The 25,738-nt window shown below is 43.1% G+C and carries 21 protein-coding genes and 1 riboswitch; of the genes, 5 read left to right on the forward strand and 16 right to left on the reverse strand.

Annotation, left to right across the window (positions count from 1 at the left end):
* Nucleotides 1–179: 179 nt before the first annotated feature.
* A complete protein-coding gene (locus N3A72_07755) occupies nt 180–518 on the reverse strand; it encodes a DUF6266 family protein (protein MCX7919490.1) in 339 nt (112 codons plus the stop codon).
* Between the two features lie 513 nt (nt 519–1,031).
* Between N3A72_07755 and N3A72_07760 the strand changes: the two genes are divergently transcribed.
* Nucleotides 1,032–2,531, forward strand: a complete 1,500-nt coding sequence (locus tag N3A72_07760; protein MCX7919491.1) for a GAF domain-containing protein — start codon at nt 1,032–1,034, stop codon at nt 2,529–2,531.
* Between the two features lie 38 nt (nt 2,532–2,569).
* On the opposite strand, the gene pstB is transcribed toward N3A72_07760, so the two are convergent.
* The 13 genes from pstB to ribD all read right to left on the reverse strand — a co-directional run bounded on the left by pstB (nt 2,570) and on the right by ribD (nt 17,273).
* Complete coding sequence (pstB, locus tag N3A72_07765; protein MCX7919492.1) at nt 2,570–3,340, reverse strand: phosphate ABC transporter ATP-binding protein PstB; 771 nt, start codon at nt 3,338–3,340, stop codon at nt 2,570–2,572.
* 57 nt (nt 3,341–3,397) lie between these two features.
* Nucleotides 3,398–4,249 carry a phosphate ABC transporter permease PstA gene (gene pstA, locus N3A72_07770; GenBank protein ID MCX7919493.1) on the reverse strand — a complete coding sequence of 284 codons (852 nt, stop codon included), beginning with the start codon at nt 4,247–4,249 and terminating at the stop codon, nt 3,398–3,400.
* A 92-nt stretch (nt 4,250–4,341) separates the two neighbouring features.
* Nucleotides 4,342–5,265, reverse strand: a complete 924-nt coding sequence (pstC, locus tag N3A72_07775; protein MCX7919494.1) for a phosphate ABC transporter permease subunit PstC — start codon at nt 5,263–5,265, stop codon at nt 4,342–4,344.
* A gap of 89 nt (nt 5,266–5,354) precedes the next feature.
* A complete protein-coding gene (locus N3A72_07780; protein MCX7919495.1) occupies nt 5,355–6,305 on the reverse strand; it encodes a substrate-binding domain-containing protein in 951 nt (316 codons plus the stop codon).
* A 253-nt stretch (nt 6,306–6,558) separates the two neighbouring features.
* Entirely contained in the window at nt 6,559–7,017 is a 459-nt protein-coding gene (locus N3A72_07785; protein MCX7919496.1) for an Rrf2 family transcriptional regulator, read from the reverse strand.
* A 301-nt stretch (nt 7,018–7,318) separates the two neighbouring features.
* Nucleotides 7,319–7,894, reverse strand: coding sequence for an LPS assembly lipoprotein LptE (gene lptE / locus N3A72_07790; protein ID MCX7919497.1), 576 nt, complete (start codon nt 7,892–7,894; stop codon nt 7,319–7,321).
* A complete protein-coding gene (locus tag N3A72_07795) occupies nt 7,848–12,041 on the reverse strand; it encodes a protein kinase (GenBank protein MCX7919498.1) in 4,194 nt (1,397 codons plus the stop codon). Before N3A72_07795 ends, lptE begins: the two co-directional genes overlap by 47 nt.
* Before the next feature lie 160 nt (nt 12,042–12,201).
* Nucleotides 12,202–13,101 (reverse strand): hypothetical protein, encoded by a 900-nt coding sequence (locus tag N3A72_07800; GenBank protein MCX7919499.1) that lies wholly within the window; start codon nt 13,099–13,101, stop codon nt 12,202–12,204.
* A 2-nt stretch (nt 13,102–13,103) separates the two neighbouring features.
* A complete protein-coding gene (gene nusB / locus N3A72_07805; protein MCX7919500.1) occupies nt 13,104–13,523 on the reverse strand; it encodes a transcription antitermination factor NusB in 420 nt (139 codons plus the stop codon).
* Nucleotides 13,524–13,704: 181 nt separating this feature from the next.
* On the reverse strand, nt 13,705–14,175 hold the full coding sequence (ribE, locus tag N3A72_07810; protein MCX7919501.1) for a 6,7-dimethyl-8-ribityllumazine synthase: 471 nt from the start codon (nt 14,173–14,175) through the stop codon (nt 13,705–13,707).
* Between the two features lie 75 nt (nt 14,176–14,250).
* On the reverse strand, nt 14,251–15,447 hold the full coding sequence (locus N3A72_07815) for a bifunctional 3,4-dihydroxy-2-butanone-4-phosphate synthase/GTP cyclohydrolase II (GenBank protein MCX7919502.1): 1,197 nt from the start codon (nt 15,445–15,447) through the stop codon (nt 14,251–14,253).
* Nucleotides 15,448–15,466: 19 nt separating this feature from the next.
* Complete coding sequence (locus tag N3A72_07820; GenBank protein MCX7919503.1) at nt 15,467–16,111, reverse strand: riboflavin synthase; 645 nt, start codon at nt 16,109–16,111, stop codon at nt 15,467–15,469.
* 7 nt (nt 16,112–16,118) lie between these two features.
* Nucleotides 16,119–17,273: a bifunctional diaminohydroxyphosphoribosylaminopyrimidine deaminase/5-amino-6-(5-phosphoribosylamino)uracil reductase RibD gene (gene ribD, locus N3A72_07825; GenBank protein ID MCX7919504.1), complete on the reverse strand. Its 1,155-nt coding sequence runs from the start codon at nt 17,271–17,273 to the stop codon at nt 16,119–16,121.
* A 170-nt stretch (nt 17,274–17,443) separates the two neighbouring features.
* Nucleotides 17,444–17,575, reverse strand: a riboswitch (FMN riboswitch).
* 205 nt (nt 17,576–17,780) lie between these two features.
* Here ribD and N3A72_07830 point away from each other — a divergent pair.
* From N3A72_07830 to N3A72_07840, 3 genes are all read left to right on the forward strand, one after another.
* A complete protein-coding gene (locus tag N3A72_07830) occupies nt 17,781–18,887 on the forward strand; it encodes a glycosyltransferase family 4 protein (GenBank protein MCX7919505.1) in 1,107 nt (368 codons plus the stop codon).
* A gap of 90 nt (nt 18,888–18,977) precedes the next feature.
* A complete protein-coding gene (locus N3A72_07835) occupies nt 18,978–20,087 on the forward strand; it encodes a glycosyltransferase (GenBank protein MCX7919506.1) in 1,110 nt (369 codons plus the stop codon).
* Between the two features lie 76 nt (nt 20,088–20,163).
* Nucleotides 20,164–21,558 (forward strand): undecaprenyl-phosphate glucose phosphotransferase, encoded by a 1,395-nt coding sequence (locus N3A72_07840; GenBank protein MCX7919507.1) that lies wholly within the window; start codon nt 20,164–20,166, stop codon nt 21,556–21,558.
* Here N3A72_07840 and accC read toward each other — a convergent pair.
* Together accC and accB are read right to left on the reverse strand one after the other, a co-directional pair.
* Nucleotides 21,555–22,904, reverse strand: a complete 1,350-nt coding sequence (gene accC / locus N3A72_07845) for an acetyl-CoA carboxylase biotin carboxylase subunit (protein MCX7919508.1) — start codon at nt 22,902–22,904, stop codon at nt 21,555–21,557. The two genes, N3A72_07840 and accC, sit on opposite strands and share 4 nt — an antisense overlap.
* Before the next feature lie 90 nt (nt 22,905–22,994).
* The gene (gene accB / locus N3A72_07850) at nt 22,995–23,468 is read right to left on the reverse strand and encodes an acetyl-CoA carboxylase biotin carboxyl carrier protein (protein MCX7919509.1); all 474 of its coding nucleotides are present in this window, start codon (nt 23,466–23,468) and stop codon (nt 22,995–22,997) included.
* Between the two features lie 511 nt (nt 23,469–23,979).
* Here accB and ispH point away from each other — a divergent pair.
* The gene (gene ispH / locus N3A72_07855) at nt 23,980–25,728 is read left to right on the forward strand and encodes a 4-hydroxy-3-methylbut-2-enyl diphosphate reductase (protein ID MCX7919510.1); all 1,749 of its coding nucleotides are present in this window, start codon (nt 23,980–23,982) and stop codon (nt 25,726–25,728) included.
* Nucleotides 25,729–25,738: the final 10 nt, after the last annotated feature.

A 25,738-nucleotide genomic window follows, 5' to 3' on the forward strand; every position in this document is an offset into this window, starting at 1 on the left:
TCTGCACTGCGACTGCGTTGATAGTATGCAAGTTAGTTTGTATATATGCGACTCCGAAAACAAAAACGTAAAACTCAATCCAACGAGAATCCGATATCGCAATCCGCATAAAAAAATGGCTAGGCTGCAGTCCTAGCCATTGACTCGATACCGTTTATTTGTTGTTAGTATCTGTTAACCTACGCTGGCGGCATAAACGGGCTGGTTGGTTCAACGCCGGCATGGTCTATCATATACAAGATATATTTTCCGACATAGGCATTAAACCCGCTCTGCGGTCGGGATAAATTCCCTGCGTACGTTTCCCAAGCGGATTTTGTCGTTGCATTTTCCGCTTGATACGCATTGACTGCCGTAGTAAAATAACTGCGAATTGTCTGCTGGTCAACCGTATTCGGGTTCTGCGGAACCACATATCGCCGCACATAATTGATTCCTTTCCAAACAGCATAGACTAACGCTTTCCCGATTTGACCACGGGCATCGAACGAAAATAACGGGCTGGTAACTTTTGCCATACCGCAATTGTCCCCCTTTCTCAAGATAAGATTTTGAACCTGCTCTAGAAACAGGTTAAACGAACTATCTTGCGTTCGTTCACCAACCATTCTGGCATCAAACGCGCTTATGCCTATGTCTCAACAATCTTACGGAAACCTAGACAGGAAATTGAACCGAGGAACGATATCAAGCGGTAGCTCGGGGGAATAATCCTGAAACGATTTCTAAAAGAGGTAACTCTAAACTCCCTGAATCCTTTGGAGGTATTAGAGCAAACTCTAGGGTCTGGAGTTTGGTTAAGTTGAATAACCCAAGTTGTTTTTAGGAGCAACAATTCCTATATTATGGTTGCACGAGTTCGGTATGGAACTAATCGTCCCGAGATGTATCTGGAGAAAAATTGCTGCAAAAACAATTCGAGGATTAACCCAAATTACAAAATTTGGGCTACGCTACTTGCAGAGCGATTGATTGTAAGGTATCCTAATTATATTTTATATTGCATAATAATACCTAAAAAATAGAACGATATGAAACTACTCCAGACACCTGAACTATATCAACGACGATTATTAGAATCGGTTTTGGTTATTTTCGCATTAATTGTTATTGTCAATTATTTTTTCAATGAATCGGATATCTTTAAAACTGTAACCTTAACCGACCTTTACTTTCTGCCAGTAGCTATTGCTGCGGTAGCGTTCGGTTGGCGCTGGGGATTGATTACCGCAGTAGCGAGCGCGATTGCGGTGCTAATACCGCTTGTGCCTTTCCGTGAGAGCGATACGCCATTTCGCGATGCGGTTACTTTCGGGTTACTGGTGAAAATCTTTTTATTCTTTTTCATTGGAATAAGTGCCGGGATATTATCCGATGCGGAACGGCGACGAAAAGAAGCGGTGAAAAAACTCAATGGAGAACTTGAAAAAGCTAACCAGAAATTACAACAGCGGGTCTTAGAACTAACTACACTCTATGAAACCGCACGACAACTTAGCGCTACATTGGATATCAATATGGTTATGGCGAACGTTTTAGATACTGCGATCAAATCGCTCGATGGTAATGCAGGATTTTTATATCTCTATGACCCTGAACGGAACGAATATTCGATTCGTGCAGCCCGTGGAAATATCCATAATACTCCACGACAGGTAACGTTTCAGACCGGAGAAGAAATGCTCGCGGTGGTAGCGCGAACGAAAAAAGGTATTCTGGTCGGTAATATAGAAAAAACTGAACAGTTTACGCTAGAATTCGATAATCCTGCGCAAGTGGATATTCGGTCAATTATGTGTGTGCCGTTAATCGCACGAGACCAAGTTATCGGAATCATTAGTCTAACTAATAGGAAAAGTTCGCCGGAATGGGATTTATCGCATTTGAATTTGATAACCATGCTCGCAGCAGAAGCCGCTATCGCAGTTGATAACGCTACTTTATATCAGCGGATTAATACTGCATACATCGAAATCATCGGGAATCTGGTTAGTTCGATTGAGCCGAAAGATGTTACTGCGGTCGTCCATTCGAGTCAGACTATGCGGTTAGCGAGTGAACTAGCGGCGCGATTAGGGTTAGACGAAATGGATACCAATGCGGTTCGCTATGTTGTTCTGATTCATAACCTTGGAAAAGTTGGGATTGATACCAAACTCGCTATGCGCACTGATGTCTTCTTAAACGAAGTCCGGAAATCGTTACGCAATATCGCTCATACCGACGCAACCGCTCTCGCTTCCATTCGGTTTCTCGAACGGGTTAATCCGATTGTTAAATATCAACACGAATGGTTTGATGGTACCGGAGTACCGGAAGGGAGAAAAGGGAACCAAATTCCGCTCGGGTCACGCATTGTCGCAGTGATAGATACGTTTCATATGTTAGTCTATCCGACAGAACCAACCAGAAGTGTTCCGGAGAATATCGAAAAAGCTATTGCGTATATTCGGTCGCGCTCCGGAACCCAATTCGACCCAGAAGTGGTGACAACGTTTATCCAACTCGTTAGGACTCTACCGCAGGATTAAACCGTATCCCGAGTTTGTGCCTGCGGAACCATCCTATTTCATTTCGGTTGTTCAGCAAGGAATTTCCCGCTAATATACGCTAGGGTTTTCGGGTCTTTCGGGTTATTAAAAAACTCTTCTGCCGGTCCGTGTTCGATTAATTCCCCTAGATAAAGGAACACTACATAATCCGCTAATCGTTTCGCTTGCCGTAAAATATGGGTCACTAGAACGATGGTATAGGTTTGTTTCAGTGAAAGAAACTGTTGTTCGATTCCTTCTGCAGAAATCGGGTCGAGTGCAGAAGTCGGTTCATCACCGAGAATGACTTCCGGATCAACCGCTAACCCGCGCGCGAGACATAACCGCTGTTGCTGTCCGAGCGATAACCGTGATGCTGGACTATGCAGCCGGTCTTTCACTTCATCCCAGAGCGAAGCGAGTTTGAGATATTTTTCTACTATCCGGTCAAGTTCTTTTTTATCTCTCACGCCATGAATCCGCGGACCGTAAGCGATATTATCATAAATAGATAATGGAAGTACCTGCGGTCGTTGCGATAACAATCCCATTTTTTTCCGCAAGCGCATCATATCTACGGTCGGACTATAGATATTCTCGCCATCAACAAGGATTTCGCCAGAAACCGTTACGCCTTCTTGCAAATCCAGTAACCGGTTAAATGATTTCAGCAAGGTAGATTTCCCGCAGCCAGACGGACCAATGATCGCGGTTATCTTCTTATTTGGAATATCGACAGTGATATTCTTAAGTGCCTGCTGGCTGCCATAATATACGTTGAGATTGCGAGTCCTGATATGAAAATCCATACTGTTAAATAGGAATGATGCTATTCTCTTTCGATATTCGGAAATCGGTTCGCGTATTTATTTAACGATGTTTTTCGTAAACTTTTTTGTCAAGAACCGCGATACTATACTTATACCCAAAATGATTGCAGTCAGAATCACCGCAGCTGCATACCCGCGTTCGCGCACTTCCGGAAACGGGGTTCCCAGCTGGAAAAAGATTGCTAACGGTAACGTTGCTACCGGCTGGAATACCGAGGTCGGAATAGAATCAGTATATCCTGCGGTGAATAAAACCGAAGCGGCATCGCCGATTCCACGACCGAATGCGAGCAGGATACCGGTTAATATCCCGGGAAACGCTTGCCGGAACACAATATGCCAAGCGACTTCAAATCGGGTTGACCCGAGCGCAAATCCAGTCTCTTTCAATTCAAACGGTACCATTTTCAATACTTCATCCATCGCGCGTGCCATAATCGGTAGAATGAGAATAGCGACGACAATAATTCCGGCAAATAACGACGCCCGCCATCCGAAATAAAGCATCACGGCAAATCCGAACGCACCATAGACGATTGAAGGCACACCGAAAAGGACATCGAATATAAACCGGACGAACGTTGCTAAGGTCGAATTCTGTTTCAGATATACGTTAAGGTATAAAACTACCGGAATAGCGAGTATCGCCGCAAGAACCGTTGCGCCGACTGCGAGATAGAACGACCCGAGGATAGCATTCAATATCCCGCCTTCTTTCCCGAGATAATATCCGCCTTTCGGCGTTTGGGTCAACATCGCCCAATTGATTGCGGTGAACCCTTTCCAGACAATCGTCGTTAGTATCAAGCCAAGTATCCCGATGATAAACCCAGTTGAAATTAGCATTAGGGTTTTAAAGATATTCTCTTCTATTTTCCGTCTATCCATAGTTTGATGAAACTATACTGAATGGTAAAACTCTCATGCTATTTGAGATTGATTTATCATTTGGATTTCCATTTGGATTTTAGTATTCGACATTAAACGAGTTCTCGCTGAATCCGTAACAAGATGCTCCACGCAACCACGTTAAATAGTATGGTTACGGCTAATAGAATCAAGGCACCGAACATTAATGCGGAATCATATAACGGGATTGACATCATTTCCCCATAGTTATTGGCAATAAGCGCGGGTAGCGGATACGCTGCATCGAAAACTGATTTCGGCACCTGTGCTACATTCCCGACCACCATCAGGACTGCCATCGTTTCCCCGAACGCACGCGATAACCCGAGGATAATTGCCGCAAGTATTCCCGGGAACGCTTTTCGAAACACGATATGTTTCACGGTCTGCCATTTGGTTGCACCGAGCGCAAAACTCGCTTCCCGAACTTCAAACGGTACCGCCCGCATCACTTCTTCACTGACCGAAATGATTACCGGAATTATCATGATTGATAGAACGATTCCACCGGAGAGAATACTAAATCCCGTTGGATTTGATGACTTGAATAACGGAATGAACCCGACCGCTGATTCGAGAAACGGGCGCAGGTTAACTTCAACTGTTGGCACGATGAGTATCATTCCCCAGACACCATACACTACCGGCGAAATACCCGCAAGAACATCGAGCACCGGTTTAACCACTTCTCGGGTTCGGCGTTTCGCATATTCCGCTAGATAGATTGCAGTGAGTAAACATAACGGCACCGCAATCAGCATCGCTACAGCGGTTACCCAAACCGTTCCCATAATGAATGGGAAAAACCCGAACTCAGCGCGCATCGGCTGCCATGATGATGAGAACAATAATGCTGAAATCGGTTTCAATTTAAGAATCGGCGCTGATTTCAGATATAACCCGACCGCAATGATGAAAATTATACTTGCTGCGGAACAGGTCAAAATCCACATTACCCGACTGGCGATGATATCTTTTATTTTTCTAATCTGCATTGAATTACCTAATTACAATTTCAATATTCAATATTCAACTCAAGATTCTTTTAAATTGAGAATAGAGCATTGAATATGTTGCATTGAGTCTATTCGAGAGATTTAATAACCTTCTCTCGTTCCGATTTCGGTAGCGGCAAACTCGTCCCGACTTCATCAACGAATTTGGTTCCTTCTTCACTTAATGCAAACTGGATAAACTCTTTCACTAACCCTTTCGGTTTCCCTTTGGTGAAGAAATAATTTTTCCGTCCGGCGGGATAGGTTCCTTGTTCAATAGCAGATTTCGCTTGCACCCGAGTATCAAGAATTTCTTGCGGGTCAGCTATACCATTATTATTCGCATCGATGGGGATAATAGTTATCCCGGGTACGACGTTCCCTTCTCGAGTATAAACGAAACTGAAATTGTTATATCCGATACCTAGAACATCGCGATTGACCGCATCTAACATCCCGGGGTCGCCATAAACGCCTACACCTCGTAAATCTTCCTGCTTCTTATTCCCGAGAAATTTCGCCCAGGTCGCTGCAGCACCACAGGCATCCGACCGGGTGAAAATATGGATTTGTTTATACGCAGGAAGTGTTTTTACTACCTGATTCCAAGCGGTTATTGTCCCATAAATCCAAATGTCTGCAAGCTGCTTTTGCGTCATTCCATTCCGTTTCAATAGATTCACTGCTGGATTTTTACTATTTATTGTCGGAAACACTGCATCGTGTAAAATTAGAATTGGAAATGCGCCTTTTTGGATTTCCGCTGGGTCGGGCTCACGGCTGACCATCCCGATATCAACGAGACCAGATATCGCATCCGTTGCCCCTTTTCCTGCACCACCGGCAGAGACATCAATCCGCACTTCCGGATGGAGTTTCTGAAATTCTTCCGCCCATTTCACTGCGGTCGGATATATTGCCCATGCCCCAGAAATACTTATTGTTTTTTTAGGTGCCTGAGATTTCTGCCCGCAACCGCTTAATGAAATAACTAATCCTACTCCTAAACATACGATATACCGCCCAAACTGCTTTTTCATATTTACCTCCTAAACGCAATCTGGACTTGATTGACCTGCTTTTGCTAAACATTAGCATAAGCTTAGACCAATCAAACCCATTTTACACGTTAAATTGATAATTCAGGTTCAGTCAATCGAACCTAATCAAAATAATAACCAGCGTAGAATCGGAATTGAACGATTCAATTCCGATTCTACCCCGTTATATAACCATAATCATCCCCTAACACCACTATCCCGATAAAAATACTAGAGATTATTCGAAAAATTATTAGATATGATACATTTCAGAACTGGTTGACGCTTCTTTTTCCAAAGCTTTTTGTCGCTCGCAAAGGTCGGCAAAAGTCGTCTTATCTAGGATATCCGCAATTGCATTCCGCACTTCAAGCCATAGCGTTCGTAGTCCACAATACGGTTCTTCTTTACACTTCTCATATGCCATCTGGCTGACACAGCTTATCGGAGCTAGCGGTCCATCCATAACGCGAATAACTTGACCGACAGTAATCATATCCGGCGGTTTCGCTAGATAATACCCGCCAGCAATACCACGTTTACTATGCACAAACCCAGCATTCTTGAGCGCTAATAGAATCTGTTCAAGATATTTAACCGGTAAATCCATTCGTTTTGCAATATCCTGAATTGAGACTACCCCTTGGTTATATTTGAGCGATAACTCAAGCATCGCTCGCGAAGCATATTCACCTTTCGTAGAAAGTTTCATAAAACTCGCTAAATAATATATTTCCTATTAAGATAATATAGTTTAAACGATATACTGGTTTTCTGTCAAGAGTAACAGGAGTAAAAAGTATAATTTTTCGTTCGGTCGTTTTCGGCAGGTGGTAATACTTACGGGAGGTAACTGTGAACTTCTGACTCCCTTTGGAGGTATTAGAGCAAACTCCAGAGTTTGGAGTTTGATAAAGCTGAATAACGAAAGTTTTCTGTCGCAGCCTTTCCTGTGGTTGGGCGAGTTCGTCAGGAAGCTAATCGTCCTGAGATGTATCCGTAGGAGCGGAAGGTCATTTTTCAAAAATCCGAGCGACGATTTCGTCAGCAAGGTCGGTGATAAGGCGGGTGCGGGCATCCTGTTCGTTTTCATACTCGATACGGGAACGTTTGGGAACATAGGTTGTCGTAGCGAGAACTGCTTTCCGTTGCCGGATAATTTCGTTCGTGCGGGTATCTTTCAGAGTAAACGATGCGGTCAGTGATAACGAATATAAATCTACTTCACCTGAACGGTCGGTCGCCAGAATATTTTGGGTATAATTAGTTATCGTTCCGGATAAAACCACATCGGCGGTCGCAGGATTATTCACTACCTGCAACCGTTTATCCATAATCAACTCTTTCACAACCGCATTGGTTAACTTCTCTTCCATCCCATATTGGAACGTGTCGTTGCTAAACATCTGAACATATATAGTTCTCACCGAACCGGGTAGATTATTCGGCGGAATCTGCGCACAACCGGTTATCCAGTAAGCAATAAGCAGGAGGAAGTTTGCGGTAGCGCAGATTCGGAAAAATATGCTGATAACGAAATTTTTATCCCTTTTGTGTTGAATTATTTTGTGTTGAATTATTCGGGTCATGGGCGATTTTCTCCAAATCATTCATTAATTCTTTTGCCGTCTGATACCGCTGGTTCGGGTCTTTTTCCAGACATTTCATAATAATTGCGGATAACGATTCCGGCACTTTTTTCGGCGGTTGCGGTTTAACATGGACATGCTGATAACTGATATTTCCCGTTGAAAATGGCGGCGAACCGGTAACGAGTTCATAGAGCATAACGCCGAGCGAATATAAATCTGACCGACCATCAACCTGCGCTCCTTCCGTCTGTTCCGGCGACATATACAACGGGGTGCCAATCATCGAGCCGGTCTGGGTTAATCCAGCACGTTCGAGCATCGTTGCTATTCCGAAATCGGTTATTTTAACCTGACCGGTTTCGGTCAACATAATATTTGCAGGTTTAATATCCCGATGGACAATTTTCATTGAATGCGCATAATCAAGCGCAGCACAGATCTGCAGTGCTATGTCGATAACCTCTTTCGGAGAAAACTTCTTTTTCTTCGCTAACATATCTTTAAGATTTTCCCCTTTAATATATTCCATCGAAATGAACCGACGACCGAGTTCCTCGTTCAAATCATAAATATGGACAATATGCGGATGCGCTAACCGTCGCGCTGACCGAACTTCCTGTTTGAACCGTTCGATAACCGTCTGGTCATAAATCAGTTCATCCGGTAAAAATTTTAAGGCAACAAGTTCATCTAACTCTTTATCCCGTGCAAGGCAAATAATTCCCATATTTCCACGCCCGATTTCTTGGATAATCTCATAGCGAGTTTTCGTTTCTAACACCGATGCCGGGTCGATAACCGTCGCGTCAACATCGGTAGATATCCCTGCTATTCTAGTCGCAGTTGAAGTCGGCGCGGAAGGTATCGGCATCGTTCGCAGTTTATCAATCAAATCCTTAACATCTTTATAAAGCACATCAACGGAAAAAATCTGTTCAAAAACGATTATCGCTTTCGCATACTGCCGCTGTTTCATATAATGACACCCGATTTCATAGAGACTCTCTTTCACTTCATCGGTAAGCTGGAGTTTACTCAATTGCCGATACGCTAAATCATACAACCCTTTTTTCTGGAAACATAATCCGAGATATTTGGTTGATTCAGGCTCGTTATATCCGCTGCGTAATGTTTTCTGGAACTGAGCAATAGCTCGGTCAATTTCTCCTTGCATAAAGAGTATCTTACCGTATCGAAACCGAAGTTCTAGATTCGTTTCATCCTGATTGAGTTTAGCGGTATATAGTTTATCTAACTGAACGATAACGTCTTTATTTTTCGGCTGGTGTGCAAGGAGTACTTCAAAATCGGCTATTGCTGCATCGAGGTTTTCTGCCATCAGATATAGTTTCGCACGCTCTAAACGTGCAATCAGATTATTGGGGTCTTTATCTAATATTGCGGTATAACCTTGGATAACAAAGGCAAGTTGACTGGGGTCAACTTCCGCTAATATACTCAATGAATGCAGCGCTTCCGGAATTCGGTTCAACTTTAAGTATAACGGAATAATCTGTTGATGCATGAACGGATTCGTTGGATATTTCTCTAAGAGATTTTGATATAGTGCAGAAATCAATTCGGTATCGGTTGGATTCAATTTTTCATACGCTTGCAATTGTTCTAACGCTAAATTGAGTTCTCCTTGTTCAACATACGCTTTTGCTAACAGGAGATGATATATCGGTACCTGCGGTGTATCCGCAACCGCACGCTGATAGAGCGATATCGCTCGAGGTGATAAATCGTTTTGATGCGCATACGCTGTCGCTAACTCCTGAATATACGCTCGGTCGGTGTGTTCGGATTCATACACTTTTTCTAGATACATTACCGCCGTCGGATAATCTGCCATCCCTAAATAGGCTTGTCCGAGAAGCCGAAGTGCAGTTTTGTTCGCTGGACTAAACTCGAGCACTTTTTTCGCATTGGTTATCGCTTCCTGATACTTACGCTCGTAAAGATAATATCGCGCAATCGCGAGATAAAATTCAATACATTTCGGATCCCACTGAACCGCTCGCTGATAAAGTTCTACTGCATGGGCGTCGCGCTTCCCTTGCAATAAATAGAGTTGCGCAAGTTTACCTACCAGCGCTTGATTTTCCAGAATCAACGGATACGCTTCCGCATACAGGTTCATGGCAATATCATCAGTTCGGTTCAACTCAAGATACGCTTGCGCCAAGGTCATTAGCACTTCTGGATCCCGTTCACCCTGTTGCGCGAGTTTTTCAAATAGTTCGACAACGTGACGATAATCGTTCAAGGCACGATATGCACGACCTAGCGCCCGCAGAAAATATGGATTATTCCGTTTAAGTCGCAATGCTTCTTGATACAATGGAATAGCTTGTTCATCATACTTCTCGCGTTCCGCATACGCTTTCGCTAGCATCAATGCAAGGTCTGGCTTCATCGTTCCATCCGGATTCATGAACTCTTCGGTATAAACAGCTACCGCTAAATCATCATACCGTTCCCGGACAGCGAACGCTTTTGCCAGCGCTGGACCGAGTTTATATTTTTTACGCCGATTGATATATCCGGGATATTGAGCGAGAACTTCATCTAGCAGATTCTGGTCAAGCATCTCCCGAATGTTCTGGAGCGCTCTGCTTCTCACCAGCATTATAAACATGAACCAACTTGCAGCAAGGATAATGATACCAAGGATAGCGAGAACAACTATCGTTTTTCCAAGATGTTGTTGTGCGCTGATTTTTTGCAATCCTTTTTCGGCAGGTTTATATCTCGGGTTTAATGCAAGGATAGAAGAAAATAACGTACTTGCCTGCGACCAGTTTTTTTGGTTCATCGCGGATATCGCTTGATTGTAAAGTCGGTCAATCCTTTTGCGATTAGCGGCGATTTTCTCGTTCATTTCGGTGGCATAGGTATCATCTTTCAGCCCTGTTCGACGAAGATTAGCGCCAATCATCGGGAGTATCAGTTGCCGGGTTTGACACATCGTTGATGTATGGGCAACATAAATTCTTTTTTCTTCTCCAGCAGCAACCACAATATCGAGAACACCATCGGCATCAACATCGGCGATAAGTGGCGTATGTAATGGTTTTCGACCTAACGCTACCGCAGCGATTATTTCCCCCGACTGCGGATGATATGCCCGAAGTTTCCCATCTTCACAGCCAACTACCACTTCGAAACTTTTATCATTATTAACATCAGCGAGGACAGGATCTCCCCGACTTATCCCATAGGTAGGCATATTCCAAATCGCTGTTCCTGATTCTCCATCAAGAAAATATATCATGTTATCCGCACTCACCACCGCAAGGTTATATCCCGCATTGTTTTTTCGGGGATATAATGCTGGTTGACCAGCGATAACTCCACCGGTCAAAAATTGCCAAAGCATTTCACCGGTGTTCCCATTTAAACAGTACACCCGATTATCTTCACTCCCGATAACCACCTCTATTACTCCATCTTGATTGATATCAGCGACCGCTGCTGAACCAGTTATTCTACCTCGCGAACGAAATGACCATAATTTGGTTCCCGTTGCGCCGTTATATGCGTACACAAACCCATCTGCTGCGCCGATAATAATATCCGGAATCTGGTCTTGAGTTAAATCTATTACACAGGGAGTAGAATAAATCGGGCCGGTAGATTTAATGGTCTGCTGGCTCGTTCCCGTTTTACCATTAATAATATGCAGGTATCCATTTTCGGTAGTTACCACGATATCAAGGATGGTATCGCGATTCATATCCACTACTGCCGGAGATGAACTGATTTCACCTTTACACGAACATTGCCAAACCGATTGACCGGTTCGTCCATTCAACCGATACAATCTGCCATTCGCAACGGTAACATAAATATCATAGAGACCAGAATTATCAATATCCGCTATAGCCGGCGAACTGTAAACGATACTGCGGGTTGGATATGACGTTTTCCAGAGCGGTTGTTTCGTTTTTCCATCAAACGCATAGATGTTGCCTCGGTTATCCCCGCAAACAATATCGAGCGTTTCATCGCCACTAATTTCGCCAACGGCTGGATTCCCGCTAATATATCCTTCACACTGAACCGACCAGCCAGACCGAATCACATCCGCAAAGCAAGAAGTACCTAGTACCAAGCACAAAACACTAACCACTACATACATGACGCTGTTATACCTCAGATGAAAAGTAGGTAGCATAAATCCAATACCATTTACCTGACGACGACCCAAAAACGTTAAACTTACCAAACGAAAAACGGAATGATAGATTCCCAGCGGTTTCACCGTTACGTTGTTAGCGATGAATTCTTATTATATATAGTTAATCACAAAATTTGATTATCCACGACTCTAACAGCAGTTCTGGGTCTTCACCCAAAATATCGGTTGCCCGAGGATTAAGTTTATCTTCGAGTTCAACTAATTCTGCAACCGCATCTATCAGTTTCTGTCGACTGAAATTTCGCGCTTGTCGCTCAATTTTACTCTGCACAAACGGTTTCTGCTGTTTCAAATTTAATGTTGCTGATTCGGGTAACCATTCATCTGGCGCTTCGGTTGCATGCAGTAACGCTTGTAACCAAAACCGAACATAACGTGATATCATCCGATGGATACCAATCGGTTCGGTCTTATCCAGTTCAGAACGGAACAATTGGGTTACATAAGCGAGCGCTAATGCACTGTTCCTTTCGCCTAACGCATCAAGGAATTTAAACATTGAACCGGAAAAAGGAAATTCAATGATGACTCCCCGTTTTTTTATAGCGGTAAACAATGGATTGGTTTTGGCAACAGTTTTCCCTTTTTCTTTATCCTCTTCAAACGAGAAAACGAATACCGTCCAGTTCGCTTGTTGTTCATTGAAATATTCTGCAAATCGTTCGAGGTCTGCGGTTGCTTTTGCCGAGAGTTTTTTTGTGCCACCCAGAAAAGGATAATTTTCGATAATAATCACTCGACGAGAAGCTAGAAATGGATAGGTATCGCTTAACGTGATAACCTCGAAAACATCTAAGTTTTTCCCATTAAACTCCGTTAAATTCCCATCACGGAACTCCGCCGGTATAAGCTGGTTGATTAAATTCCGTTTCGCTAAATTTAATGCGACTACATCTTCGCCGTAGAGGAGATAGACCGGTGCGATAGTACCCGATTCAACTTGGGATAGAACCGTAGCGAATTCGACCGGTTTTTCTTTTTCTTTTGATGGTGGTGGCATAATTAAATCGGTTTATGTATCTTTCTCGATTTAACAATCGTATCTAAAATCCCATTGACAAACTTGCCGGAATCTTTTGTACTAAACTTTTTCGCGAGTTCAACAGCTTCATTGATGGTAACATTCACCGGGATAGTATCAAAATACAACAACTCTGCAATCGCTACCCGCAATATGTTGCGGTCAACAACCGCTATCCGGTCGAAATTCCAATGTTTGACGGTATCGCGAATCATAGCATCGATTTCGGGGTGATGCTGAACAACTGCGGTAAGTAATTCTATCATAAAACGATTCTTGTCGTTTGAGTCAGGATTCTGCTCACAATATACCGATAATCCATTATTCAATGGTGTATCGGTAATATCTAATTGATACAGAAACTGTATCGCTTGTTCTCGAGCTTTCCGTCGCGTTTGCATAATCGATCATTCTACCTGACTTGCGTCGAGGGATATCAGGCTTTACCCTAAAGAGAAAACCACCTAACCTTACAGGATATAAACCCTACGCTAACGTTCGGTCGAACACTGAAGTTTATCAACCGTAGGGTAAAAAAGCCGTCGTAGAGAGAATATATTCTTCCTAAACTTAATTTAATTTCTATTCGCCTAATGCCGATTGGAGTTGTACCATCTCGATTGCGGATAATGCCGCATCCCATCCTTTATTGCCGATTTTCGTTCCCGCACGTTCAATCGCCTGTTCGATGGTATCGGTAGTTAGTACACCGAATATGGTCGGAACTCCGGTCGTCAAATTTACCTGCGCTATCCCTTTACTAACTTCCGCAGCGATATAATCGAAATGGGGCGTCGCGCCGCGAATCACCGCACCGAGACATATCACCGCATCGTATTTTTTCGCTTTTGCAATTTGCATCGCTATCCCCGGAATCTCAAATGAACCCGGTACCCAAACTACCACAATATTTTTATCATCTGCCCCGTGTCGGGTTAAACAATCGAGTGCGCCATCTAGCAATTTTCCCGAGATAAACTCGTTGAACCGACTGATGACTATCGCAAATTTTTTCCCGCTCGCATCAAGTTTCCCTTGATATACCTTTGGCATAATCAACCTCCTCTTTATGATAGAACGGATGGACGCTAGAACTTTCTGGTCTTCCGTCCCATTGTTTCTTTATTCTTACGTTATCAAATGGCCTAATTTTTCCTTTTTACTTTTTAAATATTTCTGATTGATTGGCGTTCTCCCAACTTCTAATGGAACCCGTTCAACAACTTTTAATCCATACCCTTCTAATCCGATGATTTTCCGTGGATTATTGGTTATCAACCGAATCGTGGTCAACCCTAAATCAACGAGAATTTGCGCTCCGATTCCATAATCTCGTAAATCCGGTTTAAATCCGAGCCGTTCGTTCGCCTCAACGGTATCGAGCCCTTCTTCCTGCAAGACATACGCCCGCAATTTATTCTGCAACCCAATTCCACGCCCTTCCTGCCGCATATAGAGCAGCACACCGAGTTTCTCGCGTTCGATCATTTCCAATGCGGTCGCAAGTTGCTCGCCACAATCGCAACGTAACGAATGGAATACATCACCGGTTAAACATTCTGAATGTACCCGAACTAAAACATTCTGTTTTCCGGCAACTTCTCCTTTAACCAACGCCAGATGATATTGGTTATCAATGGTAGTTTCGTATCCGATAAGTTTAAATTCACCGAATTTTGTCGGGAACCGAACGGTTACCGCGCGACTGACTAATTTCTCGGTTTTCCGCCGATATGCAATTAAATCTTTGATAGTGATTATAACCAAATTATGTCGTTTTGCGAAAGCTAATAATTGCGGCACTCGAGCCATTGTTCCATCTTCGTTTAAAATTTCACAGATTACCCCTGCCGGATATAAGCCCGCTAATTTCGCTAAATCTACCGCCGCTTCAGTATGTCCCGCTCGAGCTAGAACTCCTCCTTCCTGCGCTTTCAATGGGAAAATATGTCCCGGTTTGACTAAATCTTCCGGTTTGGTTTTCGGGTCGAGCACTACCCGAATGGTATGCGCACGGTCTTGTGCGGAAATACCGGTGGTAATCCCATATTTCGCATCGATTGAAACGGTAAAGGCAGTCTCAAGATGGCTCGTATTTTTCAAGACCATCGGGGTTATCTGCAATTCTTCTAACCGTTTCGCATGGATGGGTAAACAGATTAATCCGCGACCGTGCATTGCCATAAAGTTTATCGCTGCTGGCGTAACCTTTTCAGCTGCCATAACCAAATCGCCTTCATTCTCCCGGTCTTCATCGTCAACAACCACCACCATTTTCCCCTTTTTAATCTCTTGAATTGCTTCTTCAATGGTATTAAATTTCATAGTCATTTTAATGGTAAACTTATCGATAGATTTGGGTAATTTGTTTGATGATATATTTAGCTAAGATATCCGTTTCAATATTAACGAAACTCCCAACCGTCTTATTTCCTAACGTAGTCTGTTCTCGCGTAAACGGAATTAACGCTACCCGAAAACTATCTCTGGTCACATCGACTACCGTCAAACTCACGCCGTCAACTGCAATGCTTCCTTTAGGAACGATATAGTGTACCAGCTCGGAAGGAACGGTAATTTGCAGTTCGAATGTATCCGATTGCCGAATTATTCTGCTAATCTTGCCGACTCCATCAACATGCCCCTGGACAAAATGACCATGGAATCGGTCGTGCATTTGCATTGCGCGTTCTAAATTCACGGGGTCGCCTACTTTAACGTGAGAAAACGTTGTCCGTTGAACGGTTTCCGGAATAATATCCGCTTCGAAACCAGAGCCGGTGAAGGTTACCACCGTTAAACAGACCCCGTTCACCGCAATACTATCCCCAATCTTGAGACCGGATAAAACTTTCGCCGCTTCAATCTGGATATGGAGCGACTGATTCAATCGCAACATTCGCCTGATTTTACCAACTTCTTCAATAATTCCAGTAAACATGCGCTCAATCCACGGAAAAACAATAGAACTTAAGCTCGATAAACTCATTGGGAAATCATGTTGTTCTTCTGTTCCTTCGTTCTTCCATTCCTTCGTTCTTCCGTTCTTCCGTTTTTCGGTTCATATACGCTTCAATTTTAATATCTTCACCTAATTTCGTTACCGAAACCTCATACAATCGGAACGCATCACGTAATTTCGTAATACCTTTTCCTCCAATCGCACTTAATGCTTCTTGTCCTCCGATTAGTTTAGGCGCTAGATATAATATCACCTTATCAATCAATCCCGCAGATAAACAACTCCACGCGAGCGTTGCGCCTCCTTCTATAAGCACAGATTGAACTTGTTCTTTTCCCAACCGAGTAAATAAGGCACGGAGATTAACCCCATCTCGGTTGCGTGGCAGAACCCAGACGGCAACCCCAGCGGTGGTAAATAGGTTAATTCGATTCGAGGACGCGCGTCGCGTTGTTGCCAGAATGGTTTCAGCTGGGTTTACACGAAATACCCGAGCGGTTATTGGAACTCGGGCGATACTATCAACCACAATCCGTTTCGGTTGTCGGCCATGATACTGGGGAATACGAACGGTGAGTTCTGGGTCATCATGAATCACGGTATTTGCGCCAACGATAATCGCATCTACCCCAGCTCGAAGATAATGGACATCGTGTCTTGAAACTGCACTGGTTATCCAACGCGATTCTCCGGTGCGAGTAGCGATTTTCCCATCGAAACTCATTCCGAGTTTTAAGATACCATACGGTAGCCCGGTTCGGATATATTTAAAAAATGGTTCATTCAGTTTTTTCGCTTCCGACTCATGGATCCCAACTGCAACTGTAACTCCAGCGTTCCGTAACTGCTTGATACCTTTCCCGTTAACCAGCGGATTCGGGTCTCGAACCGCAACGATAACCTTTGTTATTCCCGATTGAATTATCCGATCAGTACATGGCGGCGTTTTCCCATAATGACAACACGGTTCTAAGGTAACATAGAGAGTTGCCCCTTTCGCTTGAGCGCCTGCTTGTTCAAGAGCGATGATTTCCGCATGGGCACCGCCGGCATAGTGATGATATCCCTGCCCAACGATTTTCCCATTTTTAACTAATACAGCGCCTACCATCGGGTTCGGGCTAGTTGTTCCATATCCTTTTTTCGCTAACTCGAGCGCTAGGCGCATATACTCTGAATCACGAGCCATAGTACCGTATAAAACCAAATCGGCTTGGGAGTATCTACGAACGAGATATTATCTCGTTCGTAGATGCTCCATAAATAGAACAGCCCCATTCAGGGTTTTGTCTGTCCTGAAAGGGGCAGTGAAATAAAGCCAACATCCCGAGGTCACATTGACTTACATCGGGATAAATAATGTACCCTCTTTCATCCAGACTATAACTGTCGGCGCTGGAATTTCACCAGCTCAATCCCTAACCTAAAGTATGTAAGAGATAGGTGGGCTATACCACCGGTAAGGAATTTCACCTAACCCTGAAGGTTTTTCTGATATTCAATTATACTAAATTTATAGCAAACATTGCGCTCTTTTGTCAAATAACTTGACGAACAGGAGAATATCCCCTATTATTTATAATAAATTCGAATATCGAATATCGAAAAAAACAATATCTATACTGCCAAACCTGCAGAGTTCTGCGGTTCGGTTTGGTTTCAGACTTCATCGGTTGGTATTCGGATTTACTCTGGTATGAATATTGGAATTGATATTTCGTGTTTATCAGCACCGAAAACCGGCGTCGGTCTCTATACTTACCATCTCATTCATGCCCTGTTATCCATCGATACCAACAATACCTATCATTTATTTTCCGCACAGCCGATTGATGTTTCGGAATTCTCGCAATATCGGGTAGCGATATCTTGCTCGCAGTATCCAAGAACATGCGCTACCCTCTGGGAACAATTGGTACTGCCAAACCTTCTGCAAAAAAACAATATTGACGTATTTCATTCACCGAATTATACGCTTCCGTTTTCTATTCGGATTCCATCAGTGGTAACCGTTCATGATTTATCAGTGTTTCTGTTTCCGAAATTTCATCCATGGTGGCGCCGAGTTCGGCATCGGTTGTTATTTCCGAGCTCAATCAACCATGCTACGAACATTATCGCTGTTTCCGAACAAACGAAACGAGATTTAACCGAACTGTTTCCTTTCGCTGCGGATAAAACCGTTACCATCTATAACGGTTTACCGAAATGCTTTCATAATCCGAGTTCTCGGAACGCAGCGCAGGAAATAATGTTACCAGCGGAATATATCCTCTTCGTAGGCACGATGGAACCGCGGAAAAATCTCGAGTTGATGTTAACCGCATTTGCGCGATTTAAACAAGAGACGAACTTGCCGCATAAATTGGTGATTATTGGCGGGGAAGGATGGGGGAAAAATCATATTTCCGCCCAGCTTCGCCAATATAAGATTCAAGATGACGTGATTTTCACTGGGCATCTGGAACATGCCCAATTACCACAAATATATCGTTCTGCGGCGGTATTAGTTTTCCCATCAACTTATGAAGGGTTTGGGTTTCCGCCGCTGGAAGCTATGGCGTGCGGAACGCCGGTAATCGCATCGAATGTCGCAGCGATTCCTGAAGTCGTCGGTGATGCTGGTATCTTGCTCGACCCTACAAAACTAGACTTATGGCCTGAATCTATTTATAATGTTATAATCAATAAACCATTACGAGAAGAATTGCAAGCAAAAGGACTTGCCCGGGCAAAACAATTCTCCTGGGAAACAACCGCACAAAAAACGATTGAACTCTATCAGCAGGCAGTAACCGGATAACTCCCTGACTCGATGAACTCGAGAAGGAGTACATGGGAACATAAGTTTTTAGTCGGTATAATCGGATTTAGACATCTAGATAATCTTTATATGAAAATTGCATTAATCCATGACTGGCTAAACGGAATGCGTGGTGGAGAAAAAGTCCTAGAAATATTCTGCGAACTTTATCCGACAGCGACTATTTATACGCTACTCTATGAACCGGAAAAAGTAAGCGAAACTATTCGAAATATGCGGGTTATCAGTTCAGGCGTATTACCTCGTCTCCCGTTCGGTCGTGCCAAATATCGACAATATCTTCCGCTATTTCCAACCCTAATCGAACAGTTCGATTTGCGTGAGTATGATTTAATTATCAGCACCAGCCATTGTGTGGCAAAAGGGATAATTCCAGGACCGCAATCGACCCATATCTGCTATTGTTTCACGCCGATGCGATATATCTGGGATTTATACCATGATTATTTCTCCGGCGAACAGCATAGCTGGTTATGGAATCTCTTCATTCCACCGGTGATTCATTATTTGCGGCTCTGGGATCGATTAAGCAGCGACCGAGTTGATTATTTCATTGCTGATTCCCAGCATGTAGCGAATAAAATCAAAAAATACTATCGACGTGAGGCTACCGTAATCTATCCACCGGTCGATACGTCGTTTTATCAGCCAACCCAATCTAACCCGGAAGAAGATTATTATTTAGTGGTATCTGCGTTTGTTCCCTATAAACGAATCGAATTAGCAATTCAAGCGTTTAATCGGAATGGTAAACGGTTAAAACTCGCGGGAAATGGTCCGGAATTGAAAAGATTACACCGCATCGCGACCTCGGCGCAAATCGAGTTTCTCGGCTGGGTTGATGACCAAACGTTACGTACCCTCTATTCCGGATGCCGAGCGTTAATTTTTCCCGGTGTTGAAGATTTTGGGATTACTCCGTTAGAAGCGATGAGTTGCGGTCGGCCAGTGATAGCGTATCGGAAAGGTGGCGTGGTAGAATCGGTGATTGATACAGTTACCGGAATCTTTTTTGATGAACCAACGCCGGAAGCGATTAACCATGCGATCACTCGGTTCGAACAGACCACTTTTTCTTCTGAACAAATCCGTCAACATGCATTGAAATTCGATAAGCAGCGGTTTATCGACCAAATCGAGAGATATATCGAAACGATCATGTCTAAGATGAACAATTAACGTAGCGGTCGTGTCTGATTTCGCTATTCATCCCGATATCGTTCGGGGTACAAATTTCGAATTTGGTTTTATCCCTATGCCACGGAAAGAACAAGAACCACAACTTCAACTCCTGCTCGTTATTTCTGATATTATCGTAATCATCGTATCGTTTTATTTAGCCTTCTGGCTCCGATTCTATAGCGGGCTTATTCCCGTTACTAAAGGACCACCGAATATCCCGATATATTTACGGGCATTATTCTTTACCTTAGTTATCTGGATATTTATTTTCAATCACTATGGATTATACCAATTAACCGTTCAAATGAATTTTTTCCGAACTAGTAGTCGGCTGGTGCAAAGCGTGCTTACCGGCAGCATTCTATTGATGGCGGTGACCTTCCTATTTCGCACGTTAGAATTATCTCGGTGGATGGTATTTTTAGGTCTGTTATTTAACTTAATTGGCTTACATATTTCCCGATTCTTATTAAAAAAATATTTCTTATATTTACAGCAGCAATCTGGGCGAATCACCCGCATTCTGATTGTTGGAACCGGCAGTACCGCCCGATTCTTAGCTGAAAAATTAAAACAATCGCCGGTATATCAATTTCTTGGTTTCGTAGAAGAATCTAATTCAGGAAATAGTAATACAATACCGATGGATGAACCTATTCTCGGTTCAGTAGATACCCTTGAACAACTCACTTCACAGCATCAGGTTAATGAAGTGCTCATTGCAAGTTCAAAACTATCCCACGACCAGATACTCGATTTAATGCTAAAATGTGAACAGCAGAATATCCGATTCCGTTTTGTTCCGGACCTACTCGAAATTATCACCAATCGCGTCGTGGTAGATGAACTTGATGGATTCCCATTATTCACGGTGAAAGAAACCCCGTTAACCGGGTGGAATGTATTGGTTAAACGCGGGTTCGACATTGTTGGTTCCTTGCTTGGGCTCATAGTACTCGGGTGGCTCATGCTGATTATTGCGTATTTAATCAAACGGGATTCACCAGGTAAAGTCATTTATACCCAAGAACGAATTGGCGCTGATGGCAAACGGTTTTTAATTTATAAATTCCGAACTATGGTCGAGAACGCTGAAGCGGAAACTGGTCCTGTCTGGGCGAAACGAAACGACCCACGATGCACGAAAATCGGAAGTTTCCTACGAAAACATAATCTAGATGAACTACCGCAATTATTTAATGTATTGAAAGGGGAAATGAGTCTAGTCGGTCCCCGTCCGGAACGGCCTTATTTCGTTGACCAGTTTAAAAATCGGATCCCACGATATATGCTGCGGCATAAAGTTAAATCAGGGATGACCGGCTGGGCGCAAGTTAACGGATGGCGGGGTGATTCGTCTATTGAAGAGCGGACAAAATATGACCTGTATTACATCGAAAACTGGAGTATTTTGTTTGATATAAAAATCCTGTTTCTAACCTTATTTGCACGGAAAAACGCTTATTAATCGAGTTCATTTAATAGTTTTTCAACGAAATGCGTTGAAATCCTGCCCCGACGAAAATCTTGATGCGTTAAGACCTGCCGATGAAATGGTATGGTTGTTTTAATCCCTTCAATAATATATTCATCCAGCGCTCGGAGCATTCGGTTAATCGCGACATCGCGATTCGGGCCGTGCACAATCAGTTTAGCGATTAATGAATCATAATGTGGCGGAACTATATACTCCTGATACGCATGACTATCAACACGAACCCCCGGTCCCCCCGGAGCATGATATGCGGTTATTTTCCCCGGACAGGGCATAAAGTTACGTGCCGGATCTTCCGCATTAATTCGACATTCAATCGCATGCCCTCGTAACGATAACTCGCGCTGGTTATATCCGAGCTTTTCACCCGCTGCTATCCGAAGCATTTCTTTGATAATATCGATACCGGTTACCATTTCGGTTACCGGATGTTCTACCTGAATTCGGGTATTCATTTCCATAAAATAGAACCGCTTATGTTTATCAACGAGAAATTCAATTGTTCCAGCATTAGCATAGTTAACGGATTTCGCTGCCAGAACAGCCGCATCGCCCATCCGTTTCCGTAATGAACTATCCAGCACAACTGAAGGCGATTCTTCAATTAACTTCTGATGTCGTCGTTGTACCGTACAATCGCGTTCTCCAAGATGGATAACATTGCCATAATGGTCAGCTAAAATTTGGAATTCGATATGGCGTGGCTCTTCAATATATTTCTCTATATAAACGGCTGGGTTACCAAACGCCGCTTCCGCTTCCGCTTGCGCAGTTCCTAATGCTGAAGCGAGACTGATATCCGTGTGAGCGATTCGCATTCCCCGACCACCACCGCCACCAGCTGCTTTCACAATCACTGGATATCCAACTTTTCGCGCAACTAATTTCGCTTCTTCCAACGTTTTCACAGGACCATCGCTCCCCGGAACAACTGGAACCCCGACATTCTGCACCGTTCTTCGCGCTTGCGCTTTATCTCCCATAGCGCGAATCGCTTCCGGCGGCGGCCCAATAAACTTAATATTACATGACTCACAAATTTCAGCAAAATGCGCATTTTCCGCTAAAAATCCATACCCCGGATGAATCGCTTCCGCATCGGTTATTTCAGCGGTACTGATTAACGCAGGAATATTTAAATAACTCTGGGTACTCGGCGCCTTCCCAATACAGACACTTTCATCCGCAAACCGAACGTGCAAACTATCCCGGTCAGCTTCGGAATATACCGCAACCGTCCGAATACCTAACTCCCGACATGCTCGGATTATCCGTAATGCGATTTCACCACGATTGGCAATAAGAATTTTCTGAAACATAAAGAAAACGATTCAAATGGATACAATCTCCGATGCCGACAAAGGAGACTCACTCCATTTGAATCTACCTAAGAGCCGTATGAATCTTGATTATAGCTTTTCAACTTTAAATAACGGTTGACCGAATTCAACTGGTTGCGCATTCTTAACTAAAACGTCGATGATTTTACACCGGAATTCAGATTTCAACTCATTCATTAACTTCATCGCTTCTAGGATACAGAGCGTTTTATTCTCTTCGACGATATCGCCAATCTCGACGAACGGCGCTGCGTCTGGTGCTGGTGCCCGATAAAATGTTCCTACCATAGGTGAAGTTATGGTTACCAGATTATCTGGTTTAACTTCTGCCGCTTTCTCTTCAGCTGGTTTTGTTCCGGAGTCAAGTGCAAGTTGTTTCGGCACAGGTTGCGTTCCAGGAAAATGTGGTATTAATGGCATTTGGACTTGTGCGGGATGACCACGAACAATCCGGAGTTTCGTTCCTTCCTTTTCATATTCGAACTCAAGCAGTTCCTCTTTTTTCATCAGCGCAATAACCCGTTTAATCTCTTTGTAGTCCATAAACTGGCATCTCCTTACAATATGGATAAGGTTAGGGTATGCAAAACCATACCTAACTTACTTTATAATGAAACGAATCTATGTATCAATCGTCGGGAACAACTCCGCGCGCTCAGTCTGAAGTCAATTTCATCAACTCATTCCGAGACTCAATCTGTTTCGAACAGAGGTTTATTCTCGTTGAACTAAAAAATACGAAAATTTATAAAAAAATAAGCAAAAATACTATAAAATCGAATGATTTTTACCTAAATTAATTGTGCATACAATATATCGAGTAACGAAACTGTTTGTCAAGCGAAATTCTATAAAATCTGTCAAAAAGTAGCTAATTTTAGTTTATTTTCGTTTAAAATTAGTTATAAATACCCATTTTTTATGAATTCGCTGAATTGAACTAAATAATCCTAATAATTTTTTTTAGAGATAAATCACCAGCATTATAGTTTAGCTTGTTATCCGTGCCTTTGTAAGATAAAATAGTTATTATAAACGAGAAACGAGGAATAATATGCCGATAATTTTAGCGAAAACCGCTGGGTTTTGTATGGGAGTCCGGCGAGCAATGAATTTAGTACTCGATGCCGTGAATAAAGATAACACTGACATTTATACCGTTGGACCGTTGGTACATAACCATCAAGCGGTAGAAATGCTCAGAAACCGTAAAGTGAATATTATCGAAAATTTAGATAATCTTCCTGCAGGGAAAGTGTTTATTCGCGCCCATGGGGTAACGCCGGAAGTTAGACAACGGTTAGAACAGCCGAATGTCGAAGTGGTAGATGCAACGTGTCCGTTTGTTCGGAGTGCGCAACTTATCATAGATAAATATGCAAAACAGGGATATGCCTGTATTATTATCGGCGATGTCGGTCATCCGGAAGTTGTCGGACTGCTTGGATATGCTCAAGGAAACGGGTATGTAGTTTCAACCGAATCGGATATCGCAAACTTGCCTATGCTTGATAAGGTTTGTGTCGTAGCGCAAACGACGCAAAGTAGTGACCGGTTCCATCGACTCGTTGAAAAAATTAAAGAAAAAATACCGAATGCGGTTATCCATAATACGGTCTGTAGTTCTACAGATGAACGGCAAACGGAAACGTTAGAACTGGCTAAACAGGTAGATGCAATGATTGTCGTTGGTGGTCGGCATAGTGCGAATACAAAACGACTCGTAGAAATCGCTCAATCTACCGGTACCCCAACGTATCTGGTTGAAACCAGTGATGAACTTAATCCGACTGAAATCCAGAAATATCATACTATCGGGATAACAGCTGGCGCTTCAACTCCGCATTGGGTGATTCTGAATGTGGTTCGAACGGTTAAACGGATTAAACGCGAATCCGGTGGAGTCGTTTATCGCGCAACAAGTTCATTGTTTCGTTTTCTGATAGATACCCATTTATATCTGGGATTAGGTGCAGCAGCATTGACCTATGCCTGCGGTATCCTGCAAGGATTCGTTCCTGAATGGCGATATTTACTTATTGCGTTCTTTTACATCTGTTCAATGCATATTTTCAATAGTTTTACGGATAAAACTGCTAAAGAATACGACCAGCCGGAACGGGTTCTATTCCGCCGGCGGTTTCGGATACCGCTACTATGGTTTGCCAGCGGTTCCGCATTGGTTTCTTTAGGGATTGCGCTAAGTTTAGGTTGGATTCCCATCAGTATCCTTTTGGTAGCAAGTTTAGGCGGACTATTTTATAGTCTGCAGATGATTCCGAAAAGTTTGCAAAAAACCGTCCGCTACCGTAGCTTTAAAGCGATTCCTGGGTCGAAAGATGTGTTTATGTCCATTGCGTGGGTTATGGTAACCGTGATTATTCCGTTTCTATCGCAAACGAAATATCGTATTGAAATGGACGATATGATTGCGGCATTATTTGCGTTCAGTATCGTGTTTATCCGTTCGATTATGTTTGACCTGAAAGAACTAGAAGGCGACCGAATTATCGGGAAAGAAACACTGCCGATTATCCTTGGAAGAAAGAAGACAAATGCGATGATTAACGGTTTGCTGATTTTATTATGTCTCCTGCTTATGCTATCATATCTGGTCAAATGGACTACGTTTGTAAGTCTAGTTTTCCTAGGAACGATTGGGTATATTTTCTTCTATCGCTATTTACATAAAACGAAAACTATTGGAGAAGAACTATTATTTGAAACGATTGTTGACGGTCAGTTTCTGTTAACTGGCATCTTAGCATATGTAGCCCAGTTGAGTTTACCTGGGTATATCTAACTATCATGCG

Source organism: bacterium, assembly GCA_026416715.1.
In the GTDB taxonomy this organism is placed as follows: Bacteria; UBP4; UBA4092; order JAOAEQ01; family JAOAEQ01; genus JAOAEQ01.